We start from the raw sequence: 26,187 nt of genomic DNA on the forward strand, positions 1-26,187 counted from the left end.
CATGAGCGAAAGTTCCGCCGCAACGAATTTCACACTGGCCGAGTTGCTGATCTGCGCCTGCGCCGATGTCTGGCGCGAGGAAGGCGAGGTTCTGGCGACCGGCATCGGCATCATCCCGCGTATCGCCCAGGGTCTGGCCAAGTTGACGCACAGCCCCGGCCTGATGATCACCGACGGCGAGGCTTATCTGACCGAAACGCCGGTCGTGATCGGCGCGAAGAACCATGAGGGCCGCGCCTACGCCGGCTGGATGCCGTACTCGCGCGTGTTCGACGCGCTCTGGCACGGCCGCCGTCACGCGCTGGTCGGCCCGGTGCAGGTCGACCGCTGGGGGCAGGCGAACATTTCCTGCGTCGGCGACTTCGCCAGGCCGAAGCGACAGATGCTCGGCCTGCGCGGCTTTCCGGGCAACAGCATCAATCACGTGAATTCGATGTTCGTGCCGAACCACGGCCCGCGCGTGTTCGTCGAGAACGAAGTCGACGTCGTCTGCTCGGTTGGCTACCGCAAGGAGCGCTGGCCGGCGGGCGTCAGGAACGACTACATGCGCATCCACCGGATCGTCACCGATCTGTGCGTGATGGACTTCGGTGGCCCCGAGCACGCGATCCGCGTCGTCAGCCTGCATCCGGGCGTGAGCTTCGCGCAGGTGCAGGCCGCGACCGGCTTCCCCTTGCTGAAGGCCGACAATCTGCGCGAGACGACGCACCCGACCGAGGCGCAGCTCGCGGTTATCCGCCAGCTCGATCCCAAGGACGTGCGCAGCAAGCAGCTCAAGGACAATCCGCCCGGGATTCGCCCCGCGGCATGAGCGACGTGAATCCCAAGACCGCGTCCGTACCGGCGCTCGACGGCTGGTTCACGCTCGATTGTGAACGCCCGCAGCTGCTCGGCAATCGCTGCGCCGCTTGCGGCACGGTCTATTTCCCGAAGCTGAAGAGCGGCTATTGCCGCAACCCGGACTGCGACGGCGAGGCCTTCGAGGAGACGGCGCTGTCGCGGACGGGCACGCTGTGGTCCTACACGAATGCCGCCTATCAGCCGCCGGAACCGTTCGCTCAGGTCGACAAGGACGCGTTCAAGCCGTTCGCGATTGCCGCGGTCGAACTCGAGGCCGAAAAGATGATCGTGCTCGGCCCGATCGTGAACGGCACCGGCGTCGAACAATTGAAGGTCGGCATGCGGATGGAGCTGGCGCTGGAGCCACTCGCCGACGGCAAGCTGACCTGGAAGTGGAAGGTCGCGGCATGAGTGCGAACCGCGACATCGCCATCCTCGGCGTCGGCATGCACCCCTGGGGCAAGTGGGGCCGCAACTTCGTCGACTATGGTGTCGTTGCCGCGCGCGCGGCGCTTGCCGATGCCGGCGTCCACTGGCGCGATGTGCGCTTTGTGTCCGGCGCCGCGACCATCCGCAACGGCTATCCCGGTCAGGTCGCGGGCGCCACGTTCGCGCAGGCGCTCGGCTGGCAGGGCGCGCAGGTCAACACCTCGTACGCCGCCTGCGCGTCGGGCTCGCAGGCGCTCGCCGCCGCGCGCTCGAAGATCCTGTCGGGCGAGTGCGAAGTGGCGCTGGTGATCGGCGCCGACACCACGCCCAAGGGCTTTCTCAAGCCGCAGCCCGGCGATCGTCCCGACGATCCGGACTGGGTTCGCTTTCGCATCGGCATCACCAATCCCACTTACTTCGCGCTGTATGCGCGACGCCGCATGGCCTCGTACGGCGACACGCTCGAGGACTTCGCGGCGGTCAAGGTCAAGAATGCCGCGCACGGTCTGAGCAATGAGAACGCCCGCTACCGCAAGGCATTCAGTGCCGCCGACGTCGCCGCCTCGCCGATGGTGGCCGATCCGCTGCGCCTGATGGACATCTGCGCGACGTCGGACGGCGCCGCGGCGATCATCGTGTCCAGCGTCGACTACGCCAGGCGCATCGGCAAGGCCGGCGCGCCGCGCATCGCCGCGATCTCGACGGTGACGCCGAGCTTTGCATCGGCACTGGTCGAGATGCCGGACATCGCCACCGATTCGGCAATCGCCGCGCCGGCGCAGAGCTTCCGCGCGGCGCTGCCGAAAAAGGCCTACGAGGAAGCCGGCATCGGGCCGGAGGATGTCAGCGTTGCCGAGGTCTACGATCTGTCGACGGCGCTGGAACTCGACTGGATCGAGGATCTGCAGCTGTGCGCGCGTGGTGATGCGGCGAAACTGCTGCGCGCCGGCGAGACGCAGGTTGGCGGCCGCATTCCGGTCAATCCGTCCGGCGGGCTCGCGTGTTTCGGGGAAGCCGTGCCCGCGCAGGCGCTCGCGCAGGTCTGTGAACTGACCTGGCAACTGCGTGGCCAGGCCGGCGAGCGTCAGGTCGCGAACGCGACGGTCGGCATCACCGCGAATCAGGGCCTGTTCGGCCACGGCTCGTCGGTCATCGTGAAGCGCTGAGATGACGGCGATGAATCCCCCCAAGGACGCCGGCTCGAACGTCGTGCTCTATGACGTCGCCGATGGCATCGCGACGATCACGATGAATCGACCGCGCTATCACAACGCGCAGAATTCGAAGATGACCTATGCGCTCGATGCCGCGTTCCGCCGCGCGGTCGATGACGACGCGGTCAAGGTCATCGTCCTCGCCGGCGTCGGCCGGAATTTCTCTGCCGGGCACGATATCGGCACGCCGGAACGCGACGCGCACGAGAGTTTCGAGCGCGCGCATCTGCTGCCCGATCACGTCGGCAAGCCCGGCGCCGAGTTCCAGCTGGTGCGCGAGCAGGAGGTCTATCTCGGCATGTGCCGGCGCTGGCGTGACGTTCCGAAGCCGACCATCGCGCAGGTGCAGGGTGCGTGCATCGCCGGCGGTCTGATGCTGGCCTGGGTCTGCGATCTGATCATCGCCGGCGACGATGCGTACTTCGCCGATCCGACCGCGAAGATGGGCATCCCCGGTGTTGAATACTTCGCGCATGCCTTCGAGCTGCATCCACGCATCGCCAAGGAATTCCTGATGCTCGGCGAGAAGATGAGCGCCGAGCGCGCGTACCAGATGGGCATGGTCAATCGGGTTGTCCCGCGTGACGCACTGGACACGGAAGTCCGCGCGATCGCGGCGAAGCTCGCTGCGCAGCCGCGTCTGGCGCTGAGCCTGATCAAGCAGTCGATCCACCACATCGAGGATCTGCGCGGCAAGCGCTCGGCGATGGACGCGGCCTTCGGCTGGCACCACTTCGCGCACGCACACAATCAGCTCGTCACCGGCAACAACCTCGCCGGCATCGACGCCAGGGCGATGGCGGCATCGAACAAGGCGAACGACGCATGAGCGAGCTGCGCACGCCGCTGACCGAACTGCTCGGTTGCCGCTATCCCGTCGTGCAGACGGCGATGGGCTGGGTGGCCGACGCCAGACTGGTTGCCGCCACCACCCGCGCCGGCGGTTTCGGCTTTCTCGCCGCGGCGACCATGACCACCGAAACCTTGCGCGAGCAGATCGCCGCGGTGCGCGGCGCCTGCGACGGCAAGTTCGGCGTCAACTTCCACATGTTCCAGCCGAATGCACGCGAGGTCATCGAGCTGGTGCTCGAGAACAGCGATCGCGTGCGTGCGGTCAGCTACGGTCGCGGACCGGACGCCAGGACGATCAAACGCTTCAAGGATGCCGGTGTGTTGTGCATGCCGACCGTCGGCGCGCTCAAGCACGCGGTGAAGGCCGTCGAACTCGGCGCCGACATCATCACCGTGCAGGGCGCGGAAGGTGGCGGCCATACCGGCTCGGTGCCGACCACGCTGCTGTTGCCGCAGGTGCTTGATGCGGTGCAGGTGCCGGTCGTTGCGGCCGGCGGCTTTCACAGTGGCCGCGGTCTGGCCGGCGCGCTGGCTTTCGGTGCCGCCGGCATCGCCATGGGCACGCGCTTCCTGATGACCGCCGAATCGCCGGTGCCGCGTGCGACGCTGGAAAAATATCTGGCCGTCAAGGAACCGGCGCAGATTCGGGCGTCGACCGCGGTCGACGGCATGCCGCAACGCATGATCGACAACCCGTTCCTGCTCAGGCTCGAAAGTGGCGGCCTGCTGCATCGCCTGTTCGTCGCGCTGGCGAGCGCCTGGCGCTGGCGCGCGCACACCGGCATGTCGGTCGCGCACATGATGCGGACGTTCTTCGCGGCGATGCGCGAAGGCGACGGCGCCATCCGGACGATGATGGCCGCCAACGCGCCGGTGCTGATCCAGCGCGCGATGGTCGAAGGGCGCCCGGACGAGGGCGTGCTGCCGAGCGGTCAGGCGGCGGCGGTGATCGGCAGCTTGCCGACGGTGGCCGAACTGATGGCCTCGCTCGTGGGCGAGGCACGACAGCGGCTTGCGGCCCTGGCCGCCATCCAATGAAGGAATGCACATGAGTCAGGGTTTCACCACCACGATTGCGGACGGCATTGCCGAACTGGTGCTCGACCGGCCGCCGGTCAATGCGCTCGACGATGCCGGCTGGCATGCGCTGGCCGACGAGATCGAACGCCTCGGCCATGAGCCTTCCGTGCGCGTCATCGTCCTGCGCGCCGAAGGCCGCGGCTTCTGCGCCGGCGTCGACATCAAGGAACTCGATGCGCATCCGGAGCGCATCGTCTCGGTCAATGCCGGCAATTACCGCAGCTTTCGCGCCGTGCATCGCAATGCGCTGCCGGTGATCGTTGCCGTGCACGGCTTCGTGCTCGGCGGCGGCATCGGACTGGCCGGCGCCGCGGACATCGTCGTGGCTGCCGACGACGCCACATTCGGCGTGCCGGAAGTCGATCGCGGCGCGATGGGCGGCGGCGCGCACCTGCAGCGGCTGTTCCCGGTGCAGAAGGTGCGCATGATGTACTTCACCGGCGAGCCGATCACGGCAGCCGAAGCGCATCGGCTCGGGGCCGTCGAGAAAGTGGTGCCGCGCACCGAGCTGCGCGACGCGGCGCTGACGATCGCCCGCACGATCGCCGCCAAGTCGACGGCGATGATCCGCCTCGCCAAGGAATCGCTGAACGGCATCGAGGACGGCAATCTCGAGGACAAGTACCGCTGGGAGCAGGGCTTCACCCTGCAGGCCTACAGCGAAAAGGATTCCGCCGAGACGCGCCGTGCCTTCGTCGAGAAACGCAATGTCCACTTCGACAAATAAGAAATGAACTCGGAAACCACCACGCGCACTGCGTGTCTCGAACGCCCGCGCCAGGGATGGTGCGGGCTTGCGCAGGACGCGTACGAACAACCATGAGACTTGAATACACCGAACGTCAGAAGAAGTTCCGCGAGGAAATTCGCGGCTGGCTGGCGGCCAACGTGCCGAAGCAGCCGCTGCCGAGCTTCGATACGGAAGAAGGCTTCGAAGCGCATCGCCGCTGGGAAGCGCGGCTGTTCGAAGGTCGCTGGAGCGCGGTCACCTGGCCCAAGCAGTATGGCGGGCACGGCTGCGATCTCGTCGAGTGGCTGATCTTCGAAGAAGAATACTGGCGTGCCAACGCGCCGCTGCGCGTCAACCAGAACGGCGTCTTCCTGCTCGCGCCGACGCTGATGGAGTACGGCACGGACGAACAGAAGGCACGCTTTCTGCCGCGCATGGCGTCCGGCCAGGACATCTGGGCACAGGGCTGGTCCGAGCCCGGCGCCGGTTCGGACATGGCGGCAATCCGCAGCAAGGCGGTGCGCGACGGCGATCACTACGTCATCAACGGCCAGAAGACCTGGTCGACGCGTGCGGTCTGGGCGGACTGGTTGTTCGGCATGTTCCGCACCGATCCCGAATCGAGCCGCCATCACGGCCTGACCTTCATCCTGCTGCCGCTCGACCTGCCCGGCATCACGATCCGGCCGATCAAGCAGCTCAACGGTCTGCCGGGGTTCGCGGAAATCTTTTTCGATGACGTGCGCGTGCCGGTCGGCAATCGCCTCGGCGACGAAGGCGCCGGCTGGAGTGTGGCGATGGCCACCGCCGGCTTCGAACGCGGCCTGATGCTGCGCTCGCCGGCGCGTTTCCAGCAGACCGCGCGCAGCCTTGTCGATCTCTACAAGCGGCACCGCGATGTTGCCGATACCGATCCGGGCATCCGCGAGGCGGTGCTGAAAAGCTGGATGGACGCCGAGGCCTACACGCTGGCGACCTACCGCACCGCGAGCCGACTCGGCAAGGGCGCGAAGATCGGCGCCGAGGCGAGCACCAACAAGATCTTCTGGTCGGAACTCGATCTGCTGATGCACGAAACCGCGCTGCGCATCCTCGGTCCGCTTGGCGAGCTGATGCCGGACGCACCGAGCGCCGGCGACGCCGCGCACTGGCTCGACGGTTTCCTGTTCGCGCAGGCCGGTCCGATCTACGCCGGCACCAACGAGATCCAGCGCAACATCATTGCCGAGCGCATGCTCGGATTGCCACGGTCGTGATGACTCCGCGCTCCCCTACCCCACCATCCGCGCTGCGGATGGCCCCGCCCTCTCCCACGCCGTGGGCGAGGGACGACTGAGTCGCTTCGCGACAACGATATCCATGGATTTCACTTTCGAAGATCAGCAGCTCGCGTTTCGCGATGCGATCCACAAGTTCCTGATGGTCGAGGCGGCGCCGGAGATGCTGCGCGAGATCTGGGAAACGACGAGGACCGGGCGCTCGGCCGAACTGCGCGCCAAGCTTGCCGATCAGGGGCTGACTGCCCTGTCGGTCCCCGAGGAGTTCGGCGGCATCGGCCTCGGCGATCTCGACTGGGTGCTCGTCCAGCAGGAGCTCGGCTATTTCGCGATTCCCGACTCGCTGACCGACAGCGCGTATCTGGCCGTGTTCCTGCTCAATCACCTGCCGGCCGACATCGCGCTCAAGCGCGAATGGCTGCCGCGCATTGCATCCGGCAACGCGCGCGTCGCCGTCGGTCATCCGGTCAATCCGCTGGTCGCCGATGCCGAGCTCGCCGATCTGCTGCTGCTCTGGCACGAGGACGAGATTCATGCGCTGACGCGCGACCAGTTGCAATGCGAGTTCAACGCCAGCATCGATCTGTCGCGGCGCCTGTACAGGCTCAACTGGACGCCGACGGCGGCGACGCGCATCTGTCCGGCCCGCCAAGGGGGTGCGCTGTGGCGTGAACTGCTCGACCGCGCGGCGCTCGCGGCCAGTGCGCAGCTGCTCGGCCTTGCCCAGCGCATGCTGGATCTGGGCGTCGATCACGCCGCGCAGCGCAAGCAGTTCGGCAAACCGGTCGGCTCGTTCCAGGCCGTCAAGCATCACTTCGCCGATGTCGCCGTGAAGATCGAATTCGCCGAGCCGGTCATTCATCGCGCGGCCTATGCCGTGGCGGAAGATGATCCACGGCAGTCGGCGTACGTGTCGCATGCCAAGCTCGCCGCCGGCGAAGCGGCGCGACTCGCCGCGCGCAAGAGCATCCAGGCGCATGGCGCGATGGGCTACACCTGGGAAGCCGATCTGCAGATGTACATGAAACGCGCCTGGGCGCTTGATTCGGCCTGGGGCGACGCCAAGTTCCACAAGGCGCGGATCGATCACAGCATTCTCGCCGACGGTGCCGCGCTCGGCCCCGGCACCACGTTCTGAACCGTTCAATTCACTGGAAGATTCCCATGGCTGAAGCCTATATCGTCGATGCACTGCGTACCCCCACCGGCAAACGCAAGGGCAGCCTCGCTCACCTGCACGGCGCCGATCTCGGCGCGCATGTGCTCAAGGCGATCGTCGAGCGCAACGCCGTTCCGGCCGACGACTACGACGACGTGATCTTCGGCTGCCTCGATGCAATCGGCCCACTCGCCGGCAACATCGCGCGCACGAGCTGGCTGGCCGCCGGCCTGCCCTTGCATGTGCCGGGCGTGACCATCGACCGCCAGTGCGGCTCGTCTCAGCAGGCCGTGCATTTCGCCGCGCAGGCGGTGATGAGCGGCACGCAGGATGTCGTCATCGCCGGTGGCGTGCAGACCATGACGCAAATCCCGATTTCGTCGGCCATGCTCTGTGCCAAGCCGCTCGGCTTCGACGATCCGTTCTCCGGCTCCAAGGGCTGGGTCGCGCGCTTCGGGACGCAGCCGGTGTCGCAGTTCGTCGGCGCGCAGATGATCGCCGACAAGTGGAAGATCTCGCGCGAGGACATGGAGCGTTTCGCGCTCGAGTCGCACCGCCGCGCGCGCGTCGCGCAGGCCGAGGGCCGCTTCGACCGCGAGATCATCGAGACCGAAGGTCTGAAGACCGACGAGACCGTGCGCGACACCTCGATCGAGCAGATGGCCAAGCTCGAACCGCTGGCGCCCGGCGGCACGATCACTGCGGGCGTGTCGAGCCAGACCGGCGATGCCGCCTCGGCGATGCTGATCGTCTCCGAGAAAGCGCTGAAGCAGTACGGCTTGAAAGCGCGGGCCCGTATCCACCACATGAGCGTCTACAGCGACGATCCGATCTTCATGCTGACCGCGCCGATTCCGGCGACCAAGCGCGCGCTCGAAAAAACCGGCATGAAGCTGGAAGACATCGATCTGGTCGAGATCAACGAGGCGTTCGCACCGGTCGTGCTGTCGTGGTTCAAGGACATCGGTTACCCGCGCGAGAAGACCAACGTCAACGGCGGCGCGATCGCGCTCGCGCATCCGCTGGGCGCGACCGGCGTCAAGCTGATGACGACGTTGCTGCACGAACTGGAGCGCACGAACGGACGTTATGGTTTGCAGACGATGTGCGAGGGTGGCGGTGTTGCCAACGTGACGATCATCGAGCGGCTGGGCTGACAGCAGTATTCGTTGAATGCCGACGCGGGGGTTCTTGATCCGGCCTTTTGTTTCGCGCTGTCGCGCGAGTTCCTTCTCTTTGCTTGTCCAAAGAGTAAGGAACCAAGAGAAAAGACACCCTGGCTTTCGCGTTGCCGCTACGCGGCAATGCCCTGCGATGCTCGAACGGCAGGCCGTGCCTGAAACTCGCGGCTGCGCCGCTCAGACAGTCAGGCCCGGACAACCCCTGCCGCTCTGCGCTTCTCGGCGCTTCGCAAAGGGACCCGAACGTCAAAAGCAACCGCCGCACGGCGCGATGATCGCGCTTTTGCTTTTGACGTTCGGGTCCCCATGGGCCGCACCGAGCAGCGCAGCGCGCGCAGGGAATGGCCGGCCAGGACGGCCGGCCAAGTCGTCGTCGCGGCAGGACGCCGCGTCGGCGACGGTCCCGAGCACGTGAGCAGCGCAGGGCACTCCGCGGCAGCGGAGTGCGGCCGTTGGGGTGTGCTTTCTTTTGCGTACTTTGCTTTGCACAAGCAAAGAAAAGTACGTCGCGCCGCAGCGCGAAACAAAGGGCTGGATCAACGACAGTAGATTGATGAAATCGAGCCGTCGTCTTTTTGAATTCGAATGAAGGAAACCGACATGGGCATCTGCAACAACCGCACCATCATCGTCACCGGCTCAGGCTCCGGCCTCGGCAAACACTATGCGCTGGCGCTCGCCGCCGAAGGCGCGAATGTCGTCGTCAACGACATCAATCGTGGCGCGGCGGATGCCGTCGTCGCCGAGATCGTCGCGGCGGGCGGCAAGGCGGTCACGGCATGCGCGGACATCACCTCGATGAGTGGTGCGGACACCATCGTCGCGGCCGGCGTCGACGCGTTCGGTGATGTGCATGGCGTCGTCAACAATGCCGGCGTCGTGCGCGATCGCATGTTCGCGTCGATGTCGGAAGACGAATGGGATCTGGTGATCAAGGTCCATCTGAAAGGACATTTCTGCATCGCCAGCCGGCTCGTGCAGCGCTGGCGCGATCAGACCAAGGCCGGTCGGAAAGTCGATGGCCGCATCATCAACACCACATCCGGTGCCGGCCTGCAAGGCTCGATCGGTCAGAGCAACTACGTCGCTGCAAAAGGCGGCATTGCATCGCTGACGCTGGTGCAGGCGGCCGAGCTCGGCCGCTACGGCATCACGGTCAACGCGCTGGCACCGGCGGCGCGCACCAACATGACCGAAGGCCCGTTCGCGGCGATGATGAAGAAGCCGGAAGACGGCAGCTTCGACTATTACGATCCGGCCAATGTCGCGCCGCTGGTCGTGTGGTTGTGCAGCCCGCTGTCGGCGAGAGTCAGTGGCAAGGTGTTCGAAGTCGAAGGTGGCAAGATCTCGATCAGCAACGGCTGGAAGACCGGCATCGTCCGTGACAAAGGCGCACGCTGGGCTTCGGCCGAGCTGACCGAGGTCGTCGAAGGCCTGATCGCCGAGTCGCCGAAGGCGCAGAAGGTCTATGGCACCTGAAGCTGGCGGCACGCGGATCGGGGACTACCGCTACTGGGTCGACGAGCGCGTCCGCTTCAACGATCTCGACCTGCTCGGCCATGTCAACAACATCGCGTACGTCGTCTACGTCGAGACCGGCCGCGCGAACTTCCTGCGTTCGATCGACATGTTCGACCTGGGCGATCGACGGCAGACCGTCATCGTCCGCTTCGAGATCGACTACCGCCGCGAGGTGCAGTATCCGGCCGATCTGCGAGTCGGCGTGCGCGTGCTGGCGATCGGCAACAGCTCGTTCCAGATCGGCGTCGGCATCTTCGCCGGCGAAACCTGCGTCGCGACCGCCCGCAATGCCATCGTGCGCTGGGATCGTGAACTGCATCAGGCGGTTGCGCTGGACGATGGCGAGCGGGCGGCACTGCGTTCGTATCTGGTTGGTGTCTCAGGCATCCGTGATGCCACCCTGGGGTGATCCGCCGAACGGTCATTGCGACGGATGCTGGGTGCGATGCGCCAGCGTAGAGTAGGCCCCGTATCGGTGGCTGGTAGTGTCCGGGGGTGGCCATGAAAGTGTTGATCGCAGTGTGCGGGGCCATGCTGCTGGCGGCCTGCAGCAATATGCCCAAGGCTGAGGCTCCTGCGACATTGTTTGCGGATACGGCTTTCGGCGCTCCGCCTTCCGAATTGAAGAGCCTTGATCTGTTTGCGGTGAGTCCGGCGATGCGCGATTTCCTCGAGCAGGAAGTTCCGAAATACATGCGCCGAGACGGACCTGCCCGCGGACTCTACGAGGCAATGCGGACCCGCCTCCACATCGACTATGACGCTGCCGTGACGCGCACCGCAGCTGAAACCTTTGACATCAGAGCCGGCAACTGCCTGTCGCTGGTCATTCTCACGGCAGCGCTCGCCAAGCCCCTGGATATCGATGTGCGATACCGTTTCGTGCCTCGGGTGCGGACCTGGACGCGGACGCAGGGCATGTTGCTGCAGAACGGCCACGTCAATATCGAGCTGAGTCGAAGGACAGATACCGTGATCGCGCCGGCAATCGTGGTCGATTTCGTGCCAACGGAAGACTTGCAGGCACAGCTCGTGCGGGAAATCGACGAGCGCACAGTCTTGGCAATGTACATGAACAACCGCGCGGCCGAGACGCTGGCGGCCGGCGACGCCGGTGCCGCGTATTGGTGGGCACGTGCGGCAATTCATGCGGCGCCTGATTATGCAGCTTCCTACAATACGCTTGGCGTGAGCTACCTGCAGCATGGCGATCCGCAACTCGCCGAGCGCGTCTTCCGTTACCAGTTGGTCGGCGCGCCGGACGACACAATGCTGTTGTCCAATCTTGTCGTCGCTCTTGACCATCAGGGGCGCACAGGCGACGCCGCACTGGTCCGGCAACAGCTGGCGAAGCTGCAGGGCTATCGACCGTTTGAGTTCCTCGACAAGGGCAAAGAAGCGTATGCTCGCGGCGATGCTGTGACCGCGATGAAGTTCTATCGGCAGGAGCTCGCACATCTTCCGTACAGCGCCGAACTGCACTTCGCGATCGCAGTGGCCAGCGCACAGCTCGGCGACGTGAGTGGCGCCCGCGAGCATCTGAGCGAGGCCATGCAACTCAGCGTCAATCTCAGCGACCGCGATCTGTACGCCGGCAAGCTGGAGAAGCTGCGCGCCTTGCAGATGCATTGACACCCGGCGCGCGGCCGGGTCGGCAATCGTCCCAACGGATGAAGAGTCCGCGGGGCATTGTTCGAATAATGCGGGACAACTCTCCGCAAGCAAAAGATGAACCTGTCTCTCAGCGACGACCAGCTGCTGATTCGCGACGCCGCCGAGAATTTCCTCGCCGATGTCAGTGACTCGGCTGCGGTGCGGCGGCACATGGCCGGCGAGCACGGCTTCGACGGCGGGATCTGGCAGCGGCTGGCCGCCGAGCTCGGCTGGTGTGCGATCCCGATCCGCGAGGCGCATGGCGGCCTCGGACTCGGCCCGGTCGAAATGGCCGTGCTGCTGGAGGCGATGGGGCGGCGCCTGTTCTGCGCGCCATACTTTTCGACGGTCTGTCTGGCGGCGACGCTGATCGCCGAGACCGGCAGCGACGACAGCATGGCCGGCCCCCTGGCGGCGATCGCCGAAGGGCGCGTGCGTTTCGGCGTCACGATGCCGGACCCGGACTGGCGTGCGGCCGCCGAGGCCGTGCAGGCCGATCTCGTCGGCGACGACTGGCGGCTCGAGGGCACGATCGCGCAGGTCGTCGACGGTGCCAGCGCCGACACCCTGCTGCTGCTGGCGCGGACCGGCGACGCCGGTTTTGGGCTGTTCGCGGTGCCGCGCAAGGCCGATGGCGTTGCCGTCAGCGAGCTGTCGACCTGGGACTCGACCCGCCGCTTTGCGCGCGTCCACGTCGACGGCGCCGCTGCGGAACGAATCGACGATCCGCAGCGCGTCGACGGCTTTGTCCGCGCGCTCGCACTTGCGCGTCTGTATCTCGCTGCCGAATCGCTGGGCGGCGCGCAGCAGTGCCTGAACCTCACCGTCGAGTACGTCGCGCAACGCAAGCAGTTCGGCCGCACGATCGCTTCGTTCCAGGCCGTCAAGCACCGCTGTGCGGACATGATGGTGAAGGTCGAAGCGCTGCGCTCGCTGGTCGCCGGTGCCGCCGCGCTTGCGGCCGGTGATGCGGATGCCGCGGAACTCGCGCGCGAATGCGCGGCCGCAGGCCAGCTCGCAGCCGACACGTATTTCTGGTGTGCGCAGGAAGCCGTGCAATTGCACGGCGGCGTCGGCTTCACCTGGGAATACGATCCGCAGTTGTATTTCAAACGCGCGCAGGCCGCATCGCACTGGCTCGGTACCGCCGAGCACGGGCGCGAGGTCATCGCGGCGTCGCTGCTGGCCGACGCACCCCCGCCGCAGGTCGCAAGTGTCCGCGCCGCCGGTGGCGACGAGGTCTTTCGCGACGAAATCGCGGCGTGGCTGCACGACCATCTCGACGGACGTTTCGCCGAGCTGCGCCACCGCGGCGGCCCCGGCGACGAAGAAGCCTTTCCGGCGCTGCGCAAGGAATGGGAACGCGAGCTGGCGGCCGGCGGCTGGACCTGTGTCGGCTGGCCGAAAGACGCCGGCGGACGCGGCCTGTCGATCGCGCAGCAGGTGATCTTTCACGAGGAATACGCGCGCGCCGGCGGGCCCGGACGCATGGGCCATATCGGCGAAGGCCTGATCGGGCCGACGCTGATCGCGTTCGGCTCGGACGCGCAGAAAAAGCGCTTCCTGCCGGAGATCGTCGCTGGCCGCGAATACTGGGCACAGGGCTATTCGGAACCGAATGCCGGCTCCGATCTGGCCAATGTGCAGACGCGCACCGAGCAGCAGGCGGATGGTTCCTGGCAGGTGTCGGGCCAGAAGATATGGACTTCGCTCGCGCACGAGTCGGAATGGATTTTCGTGCTCGCGCGTTGCGAGCCGGGCTCGAAGGGCAGCAAGGGACTGATCTTCCTGCTGCTGCCGCTGGACCAGCCCGGCATCGAGATCCGCCCGATCCGGCAGATGAGCGGTGGCTCCGAATTCAACGAAGTGTTTTTCGACAAGGCAGTGGCTGCGGCCGAGCACGTCGTCGGCAAGCCCGGCGATGGCTGGAAGGTGGCGATGGGCCTGCTCGAGGCCGAACGCGGCGTTTCGACGCTCGGGCAGCAGATGCATTTCGCGTACGAATTCGAGCTGGTCGTGAACGCGATGCGCGCGCGGGGCCGCGACCGCGACGCCGCTTTGCGTCAGCGCCTCGCGCAGGCCTGGTGCGGCCTGCGCGTGATGCGCTACAACGCGCTGCGCATGCTCGCCGACGGCGGCGCCCTCGGCCTCAAGCGCGAGGCGCTGATCTACAAGTACTACTGGTCGAACTGGCACCGTGAACTCGGCAAGCTCGGCGTCGACGCACTCGGTGCGCCGGGCGACGTGATCTCCGATGATCCCGCGATCCGGCCGCTGCAGCAGCTGTTCTTCTTCTCGCGGGCCGACACGATCTATGCCGGCACCAACGAGATCCAACTCAACCTGATCGCGGAACGCGGGCTCGGCATGCCACGCGAAGTCCGCCCCGCTCCGGAAGCCAAATGATCACCGTCCCGCCGCCGCCCTATGTTCCCGCCCACGGCCTGCTCAAGGGCCGCAGCGTGCTGATCACCGCCGCCGCCGGCGGCGGCATCGGCTTTGCGGCGGCGCTGCGCTGCGCCGAGGAAGGCGCGCGCGCCGTTTTCATCTCCGACATCCATCCCCGCCGTCTGGACGAGGCAGTCGCGGCGCTGAAGAAGGAGCATGCGGGCTGTGAGGTCCATGGCCGCATCGCCAATGTCGCCGTGGAAGACGACGTGCAGGCGCTGGTCGAGGATGCGGAAAGCAAGCTCGGCGGCGTCGACGTGCTGATCAATAACGCCGGTCTCGGCGGCAGCAAGCGCGTTGTCGACATGACTGACGAGGAATGGAACAAGGTGCTCGATGTGACGTTGACCGGAACCTTCCGCATGACGCGGGCGATGCTGCGCAGGATGCAGCCGCGCGGCCGCGGCGTGATCGTCAACAACGCCTCGGTGCTGGGCTGGCGTGCGCAGAAGGAGCAGGCGCACTACGCGGCCGCCAAGGCGGGCGTGATGGCGCTGACGCGCTGCAGCGCGGTCGAGGCCGCCGAATTCGGTGTGCGCATCAATGCCGTCTCGCCGTCGATCGTCTTTCACGAACATCTGCGCAAGAGCGCGCCGGAAGCCCTGCTCGACGAACTCGCCAGCCGCGAGGCCTTCGGTCGTGGCGCCGAAGCCTGGGAGGTCGCCAACGTGATGGTGTTCCTCGCCTCCGATTATTCGTCCTACCTCGTCGGCGAAACCGTGTCGGCGTCGAGCCAGAGAGCCTGAAGCCGATGAGCAAGCCCGTTTTCAATTCGATCGACGCCGTGCTCGCCGCGGTCGGCCAGACGCTGGGCACCAGCGAGTGGCTCACGGTCGCGCAGGATCGCGTCAATCTGTTTGCCGACGCCACCGACGATCACCAGTGGATACACGTCGATGTCGAGAAGGCCACGGCCGGACCGTTCGGCGCGCCGATCGCGCATGGCTACCTGTCCCTGTCGCTGGCCTCGCGCTTCCTGCCGGAAATCGTCGACGTGCGCATGAAGATGGGCGTCAACTACGGTCTCGACAAGGTGCGCTTTCCGATGCCGGTCAAGGTCGGCAGCCGTATCCGCGGCAAGGGCGAGCTGATCGCCGCCGAAAAGACCAAGGACGGCGGCGTGCAGGCCGTGATCCGTGTGACCGTCGAGATCGACGGCGAAGCCAAGCCGGCGTGCATCGCCGACACGATCAGCCGCTATTACTTCTGAGCAGGCACTGTACCGGTGAACATCGTTTCCGTGAGCGCAGTGCAGCGAGAACGCCGGCGACAGACGCCCGCGCGAAATCCATCAAGCGAGACACTCCATGACTGAAGCGGTTATCGTCAGCGTCGCCCGGACCGGGATCGGCAAGGCCTATCGCGGCGCATTCAACGACACCGAAGCGCCGGTGCTCGGCGGCCACGTCATCAAGGCGGCGGTCGAGCGCGCCGGCATCGCGCCGCATGAAGTCGACGACGTGCTGATCGGCTGCGCCGCGCAGCAGGGCACGCAGGCCTACAACCTCGGGCGTCTGTGCGCGTATACCGGCGGCCTGCCGGACACGGTGCCTGGCATGACGCTGGACCGGCAGTGCTCGTCCGGCCTGCAGACGATTTCGATCGCGGCCAAGAACATCATCGCCGGCGAGCAGGACATCGTTGTTGCCGGCGGCCTGGAATCGATTTCGCTGGTGCAGAACAAGCACAAGAACAGCTATCGCTTCGTCTCCAGGGCGGTGCTCGGGCTGCAGCCGACCGCGTACATCCCGATGATCGAGACCGCGGAAGTCGTCGCCGAGCGCTACGGCATCACGCGTGCACGGCAGGACGAATACTCGTTGCAGAGCCAGCAGCGCGTCGCGGCGGCACAAAAGGCCGGCAAGTTCGACGACGAGATCGTCGCGATGACGGCGAGCAAGCAGCTGTTCGACAAGGAAGGCAATCCCGCTGGCAGCGAACAGGTCACGCTGGCTGCCGACGAAGGCAATCGCCCGTCGACCACGTTGGAGAGTCTTGCCGGCCTCAAGCCGGTGTTCAAGGACGGCCAGTGGATCAAGCAGGGCCGGCACATCACCGCCGGCAATGCCTCGCAGTTGTCCGACGGCGCGGCGGTGACGGTGCTGATGAGCAGCGACAACGCGAAGCGCCGCGGCCTGAAGCCGCTCGGCATCTATCGCGGCTTCGCGGTCGCCGGCTGCAAGCCTGACGAAATGGGCATTGGCCCGGTGTTCGCGATTCCCAAGCTGCTCGCGCGCAACGGACTGAAGATTTCCGACATCGGGCTCTGGGAGTTGAACGAGGCGTTCGCCTGCCAGGTGATCCATTGCCGCGATCAGCTCGGCATCGACAACGACAGGCTCAACGTCAACGGCGGCGCGATCGCCATCGGTCATCCGTTCGGCATGAGCGGCGCGCGCATGGTGATGCACGCGCTGATCGAAGGCCGCCGTCGCGGCGTGAAGTACGTGGTGGCGACGATGTGCATCGGCGGCGGCATGGGCGCTGCCGGCCTGTTTGAAATTCCGGCCTGAAGCGGCCGACCGAAAAGACGCGCATGTGCCGGACCGGGGCGCACGAGACCGACCGGCGCGCCCGCACGAGGCGGCGCGACACGAGTGTAAAGAGGAGAGAGTCTGATGAAGGCAACGCCAGCAGCGGCAGGATCCGATCCTGCCGGCCCCGCGTCGACCGGCGCCTGGCCGGCACTGATCTTCACGCTGATCGTGGCCGCCGCCGCGGCGTACGCGTTCTCGCCGCGTCCGGCGCCACCGTTCGCGCCGACCGCCGTGCATCCGGACGGGTTGCTGGTCGATGGTCTCGCGCGCGACGGTGACCGTCTGCTGGCGGTCGGCGAGCAGGGCCGGATTCTGGTCGCCGACAGTGTCAAGGGTCCCTGGCATGAAGCGACGGTCGACCCGCAGCGCGGTTCGACGCTGACCAAGGTCAAGTTCATCGACGACAAGCTGGTGCTCGCGGTCGGTCACGATGGCTGGATCCTGCGCAGCACCGATCGCGGCGAACACTGGAAGGAAGCCTTCTTCATTCCGACACCGAAGGACGCCGACGAAGACAGCCCGAGCGGTGCGATTGCGCCGCCGCCCGACGCCGGCAGCAGTGCCGAACCGCCGCCCGATGCCGGCATGAGCGCCGAGCCGCCGCCGGACGCGTCGATGAGTGCCGAACCCCCGGGCGACGTCGGCACCAGCGCGGAGCCACCGGCCGACGACGGCAGTGCGGGCTTCGGCGGCGACAGCGGGCCCGAACCACTGCAACCCGATCCGCTGCTCGGCATCGCCGGTCCGTTCAACGATCGCATCTTCGCGGTCGGCGGCTTCGGCCTGATGCTGAAGTCCGACGATCAGGGGCAAACCTGGCAACGCGTCGTCAGCGAAGCGGTGGGCGATCATCACCTCAGCGCGATGGTGCGCGCCGCCGACGGCGCGCTGATCCTCGTCGGCGAACGCGGCCTGATGGCGCGCTCGACCGACAACGGCGACAACTGGCAGCTGCTGCCGCAGGTCTATGACGGTTCGTTCTTCGGCGTGCTCGCACTCAAGTCGAAGTCGCTGCTGGCGTTCGGCATGCGCGGCCACGTGTTCCGCAGCGAAGACGACGGCAAGACCTGGAAAGAGAGCAAGGTGCCGAGCGGCTCCTCGCTGTTCGGCGGCAACGTCAGCGCCGACGGTGATGTGGTGCTGGTCGGCGCCGGCAGCACGGTGCTGGTGTCGAAGGACGACGGGCGCAGCTTCACGCAGCCGCTGGAGCCGGCATTCAGTGATCTGGCGACGGTGTTGCCGGTGAGCGCCGACAGCTGGCTGGTCGGCGGCGACGGCGGCCTCAAGCTCGTCACCTCTGCTGCACACGACAAGGAGACACAGCCATGAAGGGCGTCCTGCATCGCTGCGTCGACGGCATTTCCGACTTCCTGATCGGCTGGCGTCATGCGCTCGCCGCGCTGTTCCTGGCAATGACCGTGTTCTTCGGCTGGAGCGCGACGCGCGTCCAGCTCGATCCCGGCTTCCTGAAGCAGATCCCCATCAAGCACGAATACATGCGCACGATGATGGATCACATCAAGAACTTCTCGGGCGCCAACACCCTGCTTGTCAATCTGCACTGGAAAGGCGAAGGCGACATCTACAACGCGCCGTTCTTCGACGCGATGCGCAAGGCCACCGATGACGTCTTCCTGATTCCCGGCATCGATCGCACGCATGTGTCGTCGATCTTCACGCCGAACACCTACTACATCGAAATCACCGAAGACGGCTTCAAGGGCGAGCCGGTGGTGCCGGCGCGCTTCTCGGCCACGCCGGAGCAGCTGGCACGCGTGCGCCACAACGTCTCATTGTCGGGCCAGGTCGGCCTGCTGGTCGCCAATGATTTCAAGAGCGCGCTGATCCGTGCCGACCTGCAGGAAGTCGACACCGGCAATCCGGAGAAGGCGCAGATCTTCTATCAGCAGGTGATGGCCGCGCTCGGCAACATCCGTGGCCGCTTCGAGAGCAAGACCAAGTACGTCTACACGCTCAAGGAAGACCATCCGCCGTTCAAGAAGGGCGACCAGATCGACGAGGGTTATGTCGACTACGGCTGGATGCTCGACATGCAGCCCTTCTACGAGCGTCCGCCGGGCGGCGGCGAGCTGGTCAAGATCAAGGGCAAGGAGCTGGCGGTCGCCAAGGTCGCGAATCCGGACTACAACCCGAACGTCGAGGTCAACATCATCGGCTTCGCGCAGCTGCTGGCCGATGTCATCAGCGGCCTGGTCGGCGTGTTCGCTTTCTTCGCGGTCGCGTTCGTCATCACCCTGGTGCTGCTCTATCTGTACTCGCGTTCGGTGCGCCTGACGCTGGTGGCACTGGTCGTCGCCCTGCTGCCGGTACTGTGGCTGATCGGCATCCTGCCGATCATCGGCTTCGGCATCGACCCGATGTCGATCCTCGTGCCGTTCCTGATCTTCTCGATCGGCGTCAGCCACGCCGTGCAGATGACCAACGCCTGGCGCAACGAGGTCGTGCAGGGTTGCAGCTCGGTCGAGGCCTCGCGCGCGGCCTTCCGCAAGCTGTTTATTCCCGGCGCCGTCGCGCTGCTGACCAACGCACTCGGCTTCGCCGTGATCATGCTGATCGACATTCCGATCGTGCACGAACTCGGCATCACCGCCTGCCTCGGCGTGCTGCTGATGATCGTCACCAACAAGATGATCCTGCCGATCATCCTCACGCACGTCAGGCTGGAAGAGCGCAGCCGCCGCAATTCGCTCAAGCCGCCGTCGTCGCGACAGATGGCGATCTGGAACCAGATGGCCAAGTGCGCGACACCGAAGTTCGCACTCGGCGTGTTCGCGGTCTGCCTCGTGCTGCTGGCCGGTACCACGCAGCTGTCGCGCGGCCTGGTGATCGGCGACTCCGGTACCGGTGCGCCGGAACTGCGGCCGACATCGCGCTACAACCACGACGATCGCCAGATCGCGACGACCTACAACATCGGCACCGACGTGCTCAGCATCATCGTCGAGGCGCCGGATTTCAGCGGCGACTCCTGCCTGCACTACCCGGTGATGAACGTCATCGACCAGCTCGAGCTGTACATGCGCGGTGTCGACGGCGTGCGTTCGGTGACCAGCGTCGCCGGCATCGGCAAGCTGGTCATCGCCGCGTTCAACGAAGGCAATCCGCGCTGGCGCGCGCTGCCGCGTTCGAGCGTCGGCCTGTCGACCGGCTCCAAGGCTTTCGACCCGAACATGGGGTTCAACACCGAAGGCTGCAAGGCGATCCAGGTCATGGTGTTCATGAAGAACCATGAAGGCGCGACCATCGCCCATGCGATCCGCGAAGCCAAGCGCTTCATCAAGGATCATCCGGTGCCCGGCGTGAAGATCCGTCTCGCCAGCGGCAACGTCGGCGTGATGGCGGCCACCAACGAGGCGGTCGAAGCCGCCGAAGCCAAGATGCTGCTCGCGATCTTCGGCGCGCTGGCGTTGCTGTGCCTGCTGACCTTCCGTTCCTGGCGCGCGACGATCTGCGTGCTGGTGCCGCTGACCATGGTGTCGATCTTCTGCAACGCGCTGATGGCGTCGATGCACATCGGCCTCAAGGTCGCGACCCTGCCGGTCGTGGCGCTCGGTGTCGGTGTCGGCGTCGACTACGGCATCTACCTGTTCGAGCGCATCCAGCATCACCTCGCCGACGGTCATTCGTTCGAAGAAGCCTTCCGCGAGGCGATGCTGCAGCGGGGCACGGCGGCGGTATTCACGGCGATCACGATGGCGATCGGCGTCGGTACCTGGACGTTCTCGGCGCTCAAGTATCAGGGCGACATGGGCCTGCTGCTGAGCTTCATGTTCCTCGTCAACATGCTCGGTGCGATCTGTCTGCTGCCGGCGCTTGGCGCCTGGCTGTTCCGCGATCGCGCCGCGGCGACTGCCGCCGCGCGTCGCGTGCGCCACGGCTGATCGCCCGGGCCGGAGGGCAGAACGCCACGCCGGCAACGACGGGGCGCGGTTCCTGTCGGCGCGGTGCCGGCAGGGGCTCAGCTCAGCGTCGCGAGGAACGCTTCGATCGCGGCGTTGACCGGTAACGGGTGCGTCAGGTTCGCGGCGTGGCCGGCGCCCGGCACCGTCACGATCCCGGCCTGCGGCAGGCGCGCGCACATGTCGCGCGCACGCTCCAGCGTAATCGCGGCATCGTCGCTGCCATGGATGACCAGCGCCGGCACCTTGATGCCGGCGAGCTGCGCGCTGATGTCGTCGCGATCGAACAGCGTCTCGAAACAGGCGAGCAGGTTGTGCGGCTTCCACTGCCGCCACTTGGCCTGCCAGGCGGCGGTGCCAGGCCAGCCGGGACCAAGGATGATGTTGGCGACGATGTCCGCCACTTCCTGCGGCAATCCCTGCGTCGCCCAGGCATCCACCAGCTGCCGGTAGCCCGGCGCCTTCGCCGGGTCTTCCGGCTGTGCCTGCGTGTCGATCAGGATCAGCGCCCGCACGCGCTGCGGGTGGCGCAGCGCGCAACGCAGCGACAGATAGCCGCCCTGGCTCATGCCGGCCAGCACCGCGCTTTCGATGCCGAGATGTCCGAGCAGCGCCGCAAGATCATCGGCGGAGTCGTAATACGAGAACGGCGCGATCGTGTCGCCTGCGGTCAAACCATGGCCGCGCTCGTCCCAGGTGATGCAACGCCAGCGGTTGCGCAAGGCCTGTACCTGCGCCGCGAACATCTCGTGATCCATCGCCAGACCATGCGAGAAGATGATCGCGGGGCCGTCGCCGCCGCTGTCCTCGTAATACAGATTCTGGCCGTTGGCTTTGGCGTAAGGCATCGCCTGCGTCTCCTCATTCGTTCTTGTGTGCTCAGCTTAGCGCGCCGGACGCGACCGGTACCCGCACCGAAGCCGCCGCGATCACGCGTCCAGCGCGCCCTGCAGGCGCTTCGGCGCCTTGTGTGTCCATGCCTTGCGGAGCAGGGCGCTGACCGCGGCGGGCCGCGCGGCGGCCAGTGCGATACGCAAACCGGCCGCGCGCGCGCCCCACATCAGCTTCTCGGCGAATTCCGGATACAGGGTCAGCGTGCGCTCGCGCTCTTCCTCGCCGACGAACACGTGAATGTGCGTTTCCTCGTGCGGCGCGGTGACGAAAATCTTGCCGGCGACGCGAAACGAGGTGTAATGAAAGTGCGGTTCTTCCGTCACCTCCGGCAATGCCAGCGCCTGCTTGCGAATCGTCGCGAGCTTCATCCAAGTCTCCGTGCGGTACGCGGTAGGGCAAGCATATCCCGGCTGCCGCGCTGCACGGCTCACCGCCCGATCAGGCGCGCCTTCATGTCCGCATATGCCGACTCGATCAGCGCCGTCAGCGCCGCCGCATCGGCCGCGCGATCGGGCCGCAGTTTCACGTGGCGCATGAATTTGCCGCTGCCTTCCAGGAGATTTCCGGGATCGGCCAGTTCGGCGCCGAGAAAGAAGCCGACATTGACGTGCGACGTGAACGCGTTGACGTAGCCGAAAGCCGCCTCGCCCAGGCAGGCCGTCGGATGACCGTCGTGCAAAAGCTCGCGCACGTCCTCGCCACAAGCACGCATGACGTCAAACCAGTGCTGCGCGATTGCCCCCAGGCTGTCCGAATGTGCACGCATCCAGATCTCGATCTCCGGCGCTCGCTTGACCGATTCCGGGAACAGCATCAGCCGGCTCATCGATTCGTCTCGACGATCTCACGCAAATGTGACGCACCAACTTCCATTCTCTCATCGTACAAGACCGAGGTGCAGGGCGGCACGGCCTGCGCCTGACCTGCCGTGGCTCCATTGTCGACACCGGGCTTACTGACCGGGCGAGCCGATATCGGCCGCATTGCCCGGCGCGGCGTAAGAGGCCAGCGCATCGCCGACCTTGGCCGCCGTATAGGCTGGTGCCGTGGTGGAAACGCCGTCCCAGACCGCCGAGGTGCTGTCCGTGCCGCCGAACGCGGTGCCGGCGTGACTGCCCGACGTAAACGTCACGCCGGTCGAGGCCGGGGACGTCGGCACCGCGACCGTCGAGCCGTCGCCCTGCGTTGCGTCGACGGCATCGCCGTAGTTCAGGGCCGTGACCAGCTTGCCGTCGGCACCGAACAGGACGACCGCATCGGCCTTGCCGAGACCGATGCCCACGGTGCCCATGCTGAGCACCGTGGTGCCTGCATCCAGGCCCCAGGCGGTCTTGAAGCTTGCGACGTCATCGCTGGCCGTACCGTTGGTCACGATCAGGCGGCTGCCCGCCGCGATGACCGTCCCGGCCGGGAAGACCTCGTAGTTGCTGGCGTCGGTGGCGGTGGCGTGGTTGTCGCTCCACTTCCAGCCGGAGATGTCGACGTTCGCCGAGCCGTAGTTGTAGAGCTCGAAGAAGTCGGCGCCGCCATCCGAGTTCTCTTTCGAGTTCACTTCGGTGATCAGCACGGTCGGTGCCGCCGCGACCGCCGCTGCCTTGCCCGGCGAGCCGATGTCGGCCGCATTGCCCGGCGCGGCGTACGAACCCAGGGCGTCGCCGACCCTGGCTGCCGTATAGGCCGGCGCCGAGGTGGAAACGCCGTCCCACACCGCCGAGCCGCTGTCGGTGCCACCGAACGCGGTGCCGGCATGGCTGCCGGACGCGAACGTCACGCCGGCCGCGGCCGGGGACGTCGGCACGTCGACCTTCGAGCCATCGCCCTGCGTCGCGTCGGGAATGTCGTCGCCGTAGTTCAGGGCCGTGACCAGCTTGCCGTCGGCACCGAACAGGATGACCGCGTCGCCCTTGCCGAGACCGATGCCATGAGTGCCCATGCTGAGCACCGTGGTGCTCGCATCCAGGCCCCAGGCGGTCTTGAAGGTCGCGACGTCATCGCTGGCCGTGCCGTTGGTGACAACCAGCGTGCCGCCTGCCGGAATCACCGTGCCGGAGGCGAACACCTCGTAGTTGTTGGAATCCGTGGCCGTGGCGTGGTTGTCACTCCACTTCCAGCCCGAGATATCGACATCCGCCGAACCGTAGTTGTAGAGCTCGAAGAAGTCGGCACCGTCGTCCGAGTTCTCCTTCGAGTTCACTTCGGTGATCAGCACCGTCGGTGCGGCGACCACTGCCGCGACGGTGGTGAAGTTGAGCGACGACGATGACGTGATGCCGGCGTAGGCATTGCCCGAGGTATCGGTGATGACGCCGGACGTCATCCGCACGTCGTAGCCGGTGCTGTGCAGCAGCGCCGCGTCGGGCTTGATCGTGACCGTCGAACCGCTGAACGTCACCTGCGTGGCGTCGTTGACATCGATGGTGCGCGTATCGCTGTCCGTGCTCTCGATCAGGATGCTGCCGCTGCCCGGGCGTACCGTTTCGTTGAAATCGAGCGTGATGCTGGTGTCGATCCCGACATTGGTGGCGTCGTCGACCGGCGAGGCGCTGGTCAGCGTCGGCGGCGTGGCGTCGCTTTCGCCGACGGTCTTGAAGCTCAGCGTGGCAGCCGAGACCGTCGAATCGCCGGTGAAGGTGCCGTCGGCGTAGCTGATGCTGTAGGTCGAACCCGGCGCCAGATCCCAGGTGGGATTGATCTTCACGACCTTGCCGCTGATCGTGACCTGCGCGTCGGTCACGGGAATCGTGCGGACGTCGTTGCCGCCGTTGCTGAGCGTGATGTTGCCGCTGCCCGCGCTCACGTCCTGCGCGAAGCTCAGGTACAGGTTGCTGCCGGTGCCGACCGCGCTCTTGTCCGTGGTGGGCGCGAAAACCGTCATGCCGGGGTGGCCGTCGCCGCCGGCGGCCTTTTCACCGACGGTGTAGAGCTTGCCGTCGCTGTCCATCGTCACACCTTCGTTCTGGGCGGACGCGCTCATCGCGAGGGTGCTCTGGACGTGGCCGGCGCGGTCGACCTTGACGATTCGGCCGTCCGACGCGTCGTCGATCAGCAGATTGTCGTAATCGGGTGCCGACGACGTCAGGATGTTCGACAACGCGAACACGTCGTTGATCGAGGCCGACGGCAGACCGAGCAGCGCCGGATCGAACAGATTGGTCGACTCGTCGGTGGAGGCCGAACCGTTCGACGCCGTGCCGGCGGTGAAATCGACCGTCGACTGGAACACTCCCATCGGGTCCATCTGCTTGGCGAAGATGTAGCCCGAGGTCATCGGGTCGAAGCTGACGCCTTCGAGGCCGATGTTGCCGATGGTCGTGCCGAGCTTGACGGTCCTGGCCTTGGACGCGTCCAGCGTCGAACCGGCGACATAGGTGAACTGGTCGATCTGGCGCAGGCGCTCTTCGACGAGCACGAACTGATTGCCGCCGACCCAGGAGATGCCTTCGGTGTCTTCGAACGCGCCCGGCGACAGCTCCATGGAATCGATGATCTCGCCGGTCTTCTTGACCTGCACGATCGACGTACCGCCGTCGCCGATGACGAACAGCGTGTCGGTGCTCGCGTTGTAGGTGACGCCGGATGCCTCGGCGGCCAGCAGGTTGTCGCCGCTGCCGACATCGAGCGCGAAACTGCCCGTCTGATGGTAGTTGTCGAGCTCGTAGCTGCTTTGCGGCGACGTGAAGGAAAGCGTCGGCGTGTCGTCCGTCGTCGGCGGCGTGTCGCCACTGTTGTCGTTGTTGTTGCTGCAGGCCGACAGCAACGCGATGTTCGTGAGCAGAAACAGGGCCGGCAACGCCGGCGAGGCAACGATTTTCATGAGTGCGATGGGTTCGATGGTCGTTTGTCCATCGCGCACGGTAGCGGCGGTTTATTTCATTCCGGTTTCGACTCCGTGACGCGGACCGCGCCGGCGCGAGGCCTCGGCCATGCGGCAGACACGTTCGCGCCGCGCCGTCATGGACACGGCATCGCCCGTGCAATCAGCGTTTCGGCTTCGCCGTCGCACCGCCATACAACTTGCCGAAATGGGAGCTGATCGCCAGCGCCATCAGCAGACCTCCGACGCACAGTGCGGCGAGCTGCGCGCTCTGCCCGGGGTCGAAATGCGCGAGACGCCAGCCGAGGCCGTAGCCGATCGCGAAGTTGAGCGCGCCCCACAGCACATTGGTGCGCGCGGTCGATTCGCCACGACCGGGCGGCGACGCGAACGGGCTCGGAAAGTTGCGGCCGCTGACCCCGTTGACGAAGTGCGGTACGCCGTTGACGAGAAAAACACCGGCAAAAAACAGTGCGAGCAGGCCAGACATTGCGGGGGCTCCCATGAGTGCGGCCGACATCATAGGGCGCGGCCGCCGGACAGCGGCGGCAAGACCTACTCCATGCGGAGTAAGAATTTCGAGAATGCGTTTGAAAAACTGCACATCAGGCGCTTTGCCCCTGAACCGAAGGCCGCGT

23 protein-coding genes and 1 pseudogene are annotated in these 26,187 nt (G+C 66.1%); 19 read left to right on the plus strand and 5 right to left on the minus strand.

Annotated features, from left to right (window positions below):
- The first annotated feature begins 1 nt into the window (after nucleotide 1).
- From G7Y85_RS08610 to G7Y85_RS08695, 19 genes and pseudogenes are all read left to right on the plus strand, one after another.
- A complete protein-coding gene (locus G7Y85_RS08610) occupies nucleotides 2-811 on the plus strand; it encodes a CoA-transferase subunit beta (RefSeq protein ID WP_166254964.1) in 810 nt (269 codons plus the stop codon).
- Nucleotides 808-1,251: a Zn-ribbon domain-containing OB-fold protein gene (locus tag G7Y85_RS08615; RefSeq protein WP_166254967.1), complete on the plus strand. Its 444-nt coding sequence runs from the start codon at nucleotides 808-810 to the stop codon at nucleotides 1,249-1,251. The genes G7Y85_RS08610 and G7Y85_RS08615 overlap by 4 nt, the downstream gene beginning before the upstream one ends.
- Nucleotides 1,248-2,435, plus strand: coding sequence for a lipid-transfer protein (locus tag G7Y85_RS08620; protein WP_166254970.1), 1,188 nt, complete (start codon nucleotides 1,248-1,250; stop codon nucleotides 2,433-2,435). Before G7Y85_RS08615 ends, G7Y85_RS08620 begins: the two co-directional genes overlap by 4 nt.
- A 1-nt stretch (nucleotide 2,436) precedes the next feature.
- On the plus strand, nucleotides 2,437-3,312 hold the full coding sequence (locus tag G7Y85_RS08625) for an enoyl-CoA hydratase (protein WP_166254973.1): 876 nt from the start codon (nucleotides 2,437-2,439) through the stop codon (nucleotides 3,310-3,312).
- A complete protein-coding gene (locus tag G7Y85_RS08630; RefSeq protein ID WP_166254976.1) occupies nucleotides 3,309-4,373 on the plus strand; it encodes an NAD(P)H-dependent flavin oxidoreductase in 1,065 nt (354 codons plus the stop codon). Before G7Y85_RS08625 ends, G7Y85_RS08630 begins: the two co-directional genes overlap by 4 nt.
- A gap of 10 nt (nucleotides 4,374-4,383) precedes the next feature.
- A complete protein-coding gene (locus G7Y85_RS08635; protein WP_166254979.1) occupies nucleotides 4,384-5,142 on the plus strand; it encodes an enoyl-CoA hydratase family protein in 759 nt (252 codons plus the stop codon).
- A 92-nt stretch (nucleotides 5,143-5,234) separates the two neighbouring features.
- Nucleotides 5,235-6,401: an acyl-CoA dehydrogenase family protein gene (locus G7Y85_RS08640; RefSeq protein WP_166254982.1), complete on the plus strand. Its 1,167-nt coding sequence runs from the start codon at nucleotides 5,235-5,237 to the stop codon at nucleotides 6,399-6,401.
- A gap of 103 nt (nucleotides 6,402-6,504) precedes the next feature.
- A complete protein-coding gene (locus tag G7Y85_RS08645) occupies nucleotides 6,505-7,560 on the plus strand; it encodes an acyl-CoA dehydrogenase family protein (protein ID WP_166254985.1) in 1,056 nt (351 codons plus the stop codon).
- Nucleotides 7,561-7,586: 26 nt separating this feature from the next.
- Complete coding sequence (locus tag G7Y85_RS08650; protein WP_166254988.1) at nucleotides 7,587-8,738, plus strand: acetyl-CoA C-acetyltransferase; 1,152 nt, start codon at nucleotides 7,587-7,589, stop codon at nucleotides 8,736-8,738.
- Between the two features lie 624 nt (nucleotides 8,739-9,362).
- A complete protein-coding gene (locus G7Y85_RS08655) occupies nucleotides 9,363-10,241 on the plus strand; it encodes an SDR family oxidoreductase (RefSeq protein ID WP_166255957.1) in 879 nt (292 codons plus the stop codon).
- Nucleotides 10,231-10,692, plus strand: a complete 462-nt coding sequence (locus tag G7Y85_RS08660) for an acyl-CoA thioesterase (RefSeq protein ID WP_166254991.1) — start codon at nucleotides 10,231-10,233, stop codon at nucleotides 10,690-10,692. Before G7Y85_RS08655 ends, G7Y85_RS08660 begins: the two co-directional genes overlap by 11 nt.
- A 92-nt stretch (nucleotides 10,693-10,784) precedes the next feature.
- Nucleotides 10,785-11,915: a tetratricopeptide repeat protein gene (locus G7Y85_RS08665; protein WP_166254994.1), complete on the plus strand. Its 1,131-nt coding sequence runs from the start codon at nucleotides 10,785-10,787 to the stop codon at nucleotides 11,913-11,915.
- A 96-nt stretch (nucleotides 11,916-12,011) separates the two neighbouring features.
- Nucleotides 12,012-13,109, plus strand: a pseudogene (locus G7Y85_RS20620) (acyl-CoA dehydrogenase family protein); the annotation flags it as partial.
- A gap of 9 nt (nucleotides 13,110-13,118) precedes the next feature.
- Nucleotides 13,119-14,342 (plus strand): acyl-CoA dehydrogenase family protein, encoded by a 1,224-nt coding sequence (locus tag G7Y85_RS20625; protein WP_366514942.1) that lies wholly within the window; start codon nucleotides 13,119-13,121, stop codon nucleotides 14,340-14,342.
- A complete protein-coding gene (locus G7Y85_RS08675) occupies nucleotides 14,339-15,130 on the plus strand; it encodes an SDR family oxidoreductase (protein ID WP_166255000.1) in 792 nt (263 codons plus the stop codon). The genes G7Y85_RS20625 and G7Y85_RS08675 overlap by 4 nt, the downstream gene beginning before the upstream one ends.
- Before the next feature lie 5 nt (nucleotides 15,131-15,135).
- Complete coding sequence (locus tag G7Y85_RS08680; protein ID WP_166255002.1) at nucleotides 15,136-15,594, plus strand: MaoC family dehydratase; 459 nt, start codon at nucleotides 15,136-15,138, stop codon at nucleotides 15,592-15,594.
- A 97-nt stretch (nucleotides 15,595-15,691) separates the two neighbouring features.
- Nucleotides 15,692-16,897, plus strand: a complete 1,206-nt coding sequence (locus G7Y85_RS08685; RefSeq protein ID WP_166255006.1) for an acetyl-CoA C-acyltransferase — start codon at nucleotides 15,692-15,694, stop codon at nucleotides 16,895-16,897.
- 105 nt (nucleotides 16,898-17,002) lie between these two features.
- Nucleotides 17,003-18,250 carry a WD40/YVTN/BNR-like repeat-containing protein gene (locus G7Y85_RS08690; RefSeq protein WP_166255010.1) on the plus strand — a complete coding sequence of 416 codons (1,248 nt, stop codon included), beginning with the start codon at nucleotides 17,003-17,005 and terminating at the stop codon, nucleotides 18,248-18,250.
- Nucleotides 18,247-20,823: an efflux RND transporter permease subunit gene (locus G7Y85_RS08695; protein WP_166255013.1), complete on the plus strand. Its 2,577-nt coding sequence runs from the start codon at nucleotides 18,247-18,249 to the stop codon at nucleotides 20,821-20,823. Before G7Y85_RS08690 ends, G7Y85_RS08695 begins: the two co-directional genes overlap by 4 nt.
- Before the next feature lie 77 nt (nucleotides 20,824-20,900).
- Here G7Y85_RS08695 and G7Y85_RS08700 read toward each other — a convergent pair whose 3' ends face one another.
- From G7Y85_RS08700 to G7Y85_RS08720, 5 genes are all read right to left on the minus strand, one after another.
- Nucleotides 20,901-21,689, minus strand: a complete 789-nt coding sequence (locus G7Y85_RS08700; RefSeq protein WP_166255016.1) for an alpha/beta fold hydrolase — start codon at nucleotides 21,687-21,689, stop codon at nucleotides 20,901-20,903.
- 81 nt (nucleotides 21,690-21,770) lie between these two features.
- Entirely contained in the window at nucleotides 21,771-22,103 is a 333-nt protein-coding gene (locus G7Y85_RS08705) for an MmcQ/YjbR family DNA-binding protein (RefSeq protein ID WP_166255019.1), read from the minus strand.
- Between the two features lie 59 nt (nucleotides 22,104-22,162).
- A complete protein-coding gene (locus tag G7Y85_RS08710) occupies nucleotides 22,163-22,561 on the minus strand; it encodes a DUF1801 domain-containing protein (protein ID WP_166255022.1) in 399 nt (132 codons plus the stop codon).
- A 126-nt stretch (nucleotides 22,562-22,687) separates the two neighbouring features.
- The gene (locus G7Y85_RS08715; RefSeq protein ID WP_166255025.1) at nucleotides 22,688-25,549 is read right to left on the minus strand and encodes a lamin tail domain-containing protein; all 2,862 of its coding nucleotides are present in this window, start codon (nucleotides 25,547-25,549) and stop codon (nucleotides 22,688-22,690) included.
- Between the two features lie 163 nt (nucleotides 25,550-25,712).
- Nucleotides 25,713-26,039 (minus strand): hypothetical protein, encoded by a 327-nt coding sequence (locus G7Y85_RS08720; RefSeq protein WP_166255028.1) that lies wholly within the window; start codon nucleotides 26,037-26,039, stop codon nucleotides 25,713-25,715.
- Nucleotides 26,040-26,187: the final 148 nt, after the last annotated feature.

The sequence above is a fragment of the Solimonas terrae genome (assembly GCF_011067135.1).
Taxonomy (GTDB): Bacteria; Pseudomonadota; Gammaproteobacteria; order Nevskiales; family Nevskiaceae; genus Solimonas; species Solimonas terrae.